The organism is uncultured Paraglaciecola sp., assembly GCF_913020055.1.
Classification (GTDB): Bacteria; Pseudomonadota; Gammaproteobacteria; order Enterobacterales; family Alteromonadaceae; genus Paraglaciecola.
Window position 1 is genome coordinate 1 of the sequence record NZ_CAJWCF010000173.1, and the last position, 4,737, is coordinate 4,737.

Sequence of the window (4,737 nt, forward strand, 5' to 3'; positions counted from 1 at the left end):
CGTTAAATGGCTGGCATGAGCATCGAAGAACTTAAAACAATTCTAACCTCTTGGCTTAATGAAGGTTTTACTGAAGGTGAGTTGTCAGTCGAACCTCAATGGTATGTGTTATGGCAGCCTGACGAACTTGAAGAAGTAAATCGCGACTACCAACTTACGGAATATGCTCCAGGTTTTGTAACTTTTGGTGGCAATGGTGCTGGGGAGTTGCTTGTAGTGAATGAAATTTGTGAGGTGTTTTATATGCCGACAATAGGTATGGCACCTGACGCAGCAATTAAAGTTGCTACTAGCTTGGAAGAGTTTAGAGGCTATATGCAGCAATGAAAAAGCCATTTAACAAGCCAAGCCAGCGGGAATTTTACTCGCTGAAAGGCGCTCATAAAATCCCCTGCTTGGGGCGTTATATGACAAGGGAATTCAATGTCAAATAGACCAAAAAAACCTGAGAATTATTGGCGAGACTATTTAATCATTGGTCTCATAGCACTTATCCCTGTGCCTGTAGCTATATACTTTGATATAGAATACATAAGCCAATTATTAACACTTGTGATTGTATCAATATTGCCGCATCTATGGTTCCGAGAATATTATTCAGAACTATTACGATACGACAAGCTTAATGATAGGCCTAGCAAGCCTTTAATAAGTAAAAAAAGCCAAGTTAACGAAAATATTGCTCAGTATTTAAAAGAGCAAAACGAAAAAAAAGCTCAGGCTAAATGGTGGCAATTTGGGCTTTAGTTACATATAACAAACGCATCAAAACCGACTCCGCAAGCAGGCCGGTTTTTTGCAAAACAAACGGCGCAAAAAAGCGTCCAACTTGCGCCGCTGTTTATGCGAAGCGTTATATGCCTGTTGTAGCTTATTGACAAAGTCCGGCATTGCCGTATGATTCTGTTATGATATTTATTGAAACAAGTATATTCACGAAAGTTTTACCAAATTACTTATCGGACGATGACTATCGAGGCTTGCAATCTTACTTGCTACAAAAGCCTGATGCTGGTGATATTGTTAGAGGATCTGGGGGAGTACGGAAAGTTAGATGGGCTCCTTCCGGAAAAGGAAAAAGTGGTGGTGTACGTGCAATATATTACTGGAAAAAGTCAGAACATGAGATTTGGATGCTTACTATGTATAGTAAATCTGAGCGTTCAACAATTGCATCTCATATTCTTAAGCAAATAGCGGAGGCAATAGATCATGAGTAATCGAGATATAGGTCTAGAAATCTTAGAAGGCTTAAATGAAATTAAGCGTTTTAAACACGGTAAGTTATTGTTAAAAACTACTGAGTTATCGGAACCATCGGAGCCAAAGGTAATCCGTTCAAAACTAAATTTATCCCAATCAGCTTTTGCTGGTTTACTGGGAGTCAGTATGCGTACTCTTCAAGATTGGGAGCAAGGTCGAAGACATCCTCAGGGTCCTGCCATTGCATTATTACGTATTGCTGAACAACATCCAGAAGTGTTTGCAGACCTTCATTAAATCGGCATATAACAAAAACATAAACTGGAAAACTACTCGCTGAAAAGCGCTCATATTTTCCAGTTACATTAAGCGTTAGGTGCCAAGTGAAATATGTCTAAATTTTCTAAGTTTATGATATTGGCTATTCCAGTATTAAGTTTTGGAATATACATGGGCTATAGAAGTCATATGAAACCAGTGGAATTTTCAGCTGAAGGCGTAGTTTCAAAAATAAATTGGAAAACAAAGAATCATGAAATGCCGTTAATAGAGATTAACGACAATAACTGCAGGACTAAGAAATTTACTAGTAATCGAATTGTGCTGTCACCGGATAAACTTAGAGTTGGTGATTTGTTTAAAAAGATCAGTGGCACTCAATTTTGTCACATTAACGAAGTGAAGCTGCAATGCGTAAATTAGCACCTAACAAACAAAGTCACACAGACGCGCAAAAAGCGCGCGCCAGTGCTTTGAAGCGTTAGCTACCACAAGGAAAATTGCATTGACGGATTATTTTTCGGGTTAATTATTATGGTTTTTGCGGGTGCGTTGCCCTGTATTATTCTTGGCTACCTTATCGCAGTAAAACAAATGAGAGGCCTCATTGCTGGTTGGGACGAGTCAAAAATATCTAATCCTGAAAAGTTTGCTAAATGGATAGGTTATTCTGTTCTGACACTAGGACTACTAATTGGACTAATTGCATTTATTTGGTATTTGGGTTTAGTTGACGAAATTGGTATGACAATACTGCTTTGTGTAGTTTCACTTACTCCAATCCCATGCCTACTAATAGCAAACGCTAAGTACGGTAAACATGGTAGCTAACAAACACATTATGTTCATTCTCTACGCTCTTTGGGACGCATACTCGCTGGCTGGCGATTCGCGCAAGTTTAGCCAGCAAGCCTGCGCCCCATATGTGAAGCGTTAGCAGTCAAAGTTACTGTATCAGTCTCTAAATTATTAAGGTGCTTCATGAAATATAGCTTTCTCATTGTTTGTACACTCTTGCTTATATGCATAATTAGTTATGAATTAGTGAGTGCGTTTGCTAGTTCAGATTTCAGTAAACTATATACTATCCAATTCATTGGGTTGTCATGCAGTTTCATTGCTTTTACGTGGGAACTAGTTGATATTAAGATCGAACGTAAGAAGTCTTGAGTTCTAGACATTATGTGGTTGTTCAAATGTTTGGTGGCAATCTGCGATAACCCAGAAAAAACTGCTAACAAAAACATCATGGTGGGAATTTTACTCGCTGAAACAGCGCTCCTAAAATCCCCATATGTTAAGCGTTGAGGCTGTAGAAAAACCCTAAAATAGTTCAAAAAACACACAGTTTGTACTTCCCTCAGATCACCGTTTGTGATCAAATAGGTATTATCAATTAGGCATAGGAGCCTTGGTGATGCCACGCTTTATCTCCCTAAATTATCAGCAAAGTACGATGGTTGTGATTAACTATTTCGACCAACTTCAAGCTGGCACGTTTGAACATGCGATCCATCATTTGATTGATTCGAAGTTGGATTTATCCGTGTTCTATCCCAAGTATAAAAATGATAAGAATGGTCGGCCTGCGTATGATCCAGCGGCTCTACTTAAAATCATTCTGTTTGCCTATTCCAAAGGTATTACTTCGAGTCGGGAAATCCAGTGGTGCTGTGAAACCAATGTCATATTTAAGGCGTTGAGCTGTGATTCAGTGCCGCACTGGACAACGATTGCAGCCTTTGTCAGTGGCCGTAAACAAGAGATTGAATCGGTGTTTGAGCAGGTGTTGTTGATATGCCATGAGCATGGTTTATTGGGTAATGAGTTGTTTGCGATTGATGGTTGCAAGATGTCTTCTAATGCAGCTAAAGAATGGTCAGGCACCTTTAAAGAGCTACAAGAAAAGCGCGATAAGCTTAAACGCCAAATCAGTTACCACATGAACGAGCATGAGAAATTAGACAACAACGAAGAGGCTGATGAGGCGCGCAAACAGCGCACTGCCCAAGCGATTGACACACTGAATAAAGCACACGACAAGATAGAAAAATTCTTAAATGAAAAAGAGCCACGAATGGGCAAAGGTAAGCGCCCACAGGAAGTGAAAAGCAATATTACGGATAACGAGTCAGGAAAAATGACCACCAGTAAGGGCACCATTCAAGGCTATAACGGCGTGGCAACGGTGGATAAGAAGCATCAAATTATTGTGGATGCCACGGTATTTGGAGAGGGACAAGAGCACCATACCTTAAAGCCAGTATTAGAAGGTATTCAAGACAGGTTTAAACGCCTGGCGATTAGCGACGACATTTTGAAAGCGCAAACCATCATCACCGCCGATACGGGGTTCGCTAACGAAAAGAACATGCAGTACCTGCACACTAACGGTATCAATGCCTACATTCCGGATAATCGATTCAGAAGCCGTGATCCCAAGTTCAATGAACAAAAAACGAAATACGGTAAACGCCATCAAAGTAAGAAAGAGCGCAAGGTTGAGTTAATCTGTGCCAGTGAATTTAGTTTCGACCCCATTAACATGACCTGTATATGTCCTATGGGAGAAACCATGTGGGAAACTTGGCGGCGAACTGAGACTTCGGGCGGTACGCGAATTTGCTTTGAAGGTAAGATACGGGCATGCCGAAATTGCGAGAAAAAACACCAATGTCTAAGAAACCCAAGCTCACCCGATAAACCAAAAGGGCATGGCCGCTTAGTCTCGTTTTTAATCGATGATAAGCCGCGACCACCAAATTACACCGACTGGATGAAACACCGAGTGGATAGTCCACAAGGCAAACAAATCTACAGTCACCGCATGTCTGTGGTTGAACCTGTGTTTGGCAACATAGGGACCAACAAAAAACTCAAACGGTTCAGCCTGCGTGGTAAAGATAAGGTACAAGGTCAGTGGTATTGGTTCTGCCTGATACACAATCTGGAGAAACTCAATAATTATGGGCAGTTAGCGGCGTAGTTAGCCCAACTACCACTAAAAATCATGCCCTTTAAAGGCCTAAAAACAGCCACCACAAGCCAATAAATGAAAAAGTGATACAACGAGTAAAAAACTTTGCAAAATATCTTGGCTCAAGGCAAAGTTGTAGACATTGTAAATTTAAAGAAAAGTGATGCTTTGAATAGTCAAAACCGACTTTTTCTACAGCCTCGTTAAATGGCTGGCATGAGCATCGAAGAACTTAAAACAATTCTAACCTCTTGGCTTAATGAAGGTTTTACTGAAGG

At 40.4% G+C, this 4,737-nt stretch carries 7 protein-coding genes; all 7 read left to right on the forward strand.

The genetic code is table 11. The annotated features are described in order from the left end of the window. The first annotated feature begins 15 nt into the window (after window positions 1–15). On the forward strand, window positions 16–327 hold the full coding sequence (locus tag QZ488_RS21165) for a hypothetical protein (RefSeq protein ID WP_293752489.1): 312 nt from the start codon (window positions 16–18) through the stop codon (window positions 325–327). 96 nt (window positions 328–423) lie between these two features. Further along, the gene (locus QZ488_RS21170) at window positions 424–747 is read left to right on the forward strand and encodes a hypothetical protein (RefSeq protein WP_293752491.1); all 324 of its coding nucleotides are present in this window, start codon (window positions 424–426) and stop codon (window positions 745–747) included. A 161-nt stretch (window positions 748–908) separates the two neighbouring features. Continuing rightward, window positions 909–1,220 carry a type II toxin-antitoxin system RelE/ParE family toxin gene (locus QZ488_RS21175; protein WP_293752493.1) on the forward strand — a complete coding sequence of 104 codons (312 nt, stop codon included), beginning with the start codon at window positions 909–911 and terminating at the stop codon, window positions 1,218–1,220. Then, window positions 1,213–1,500, forward strand: a complete 288-nt coding sequence (locus QZ488_RS21180; protein WP_293752495.1) for a type II toxin-antitoxin system MqsA family antitoxin — start codon at window positions 1,213–1,215, stop codon at window positions 1,498–1,500. The genes QZ488_RS21175 and QZ488_RS21180 overlap by 8 nt, the downstream gene beginning before the upstream one ends. A 93-nt stretch (window positions 1,501–1,593) precedes the next feature. Then, the gene (locus QZ488_RS21185) at window positions 1,594–1,905 is read left to right on the forward strand and encodes a hypothetical protein (protein ID WP_293752497.1); all 312 of its coding nucleotides are present in this window, start codon (window positions 1,594–1,596) and stop codon (window positions 1,903–1,905) included. 111 nt (window positions 1,906–2,016) lie between these two features. Further along, window positions 2,017–2,313, forward strand: coding sequence for a hypothetical protein (locus QZ488_RS21190; RefSeq protein WP_293752499.1), 297 nt, complete (start codon window positions 2,017–2,019; stop codon window positions 2,311–2,313). Between the two features lie 586 nt (window positions 2,314–2,899). Further along, window positions 2,900–4,468, forward strand: coding sequence for an IS1182 family transposase (locus QZ488_RS21195; RefSeq protein ID WP_293752501.1), 1,569 nt, complete (start codon window positions 2,900–2,902; stop codon window positions 4,466–4,468). Window positions 4,469–4,737 lie beyond the last annotated feature (269 nt).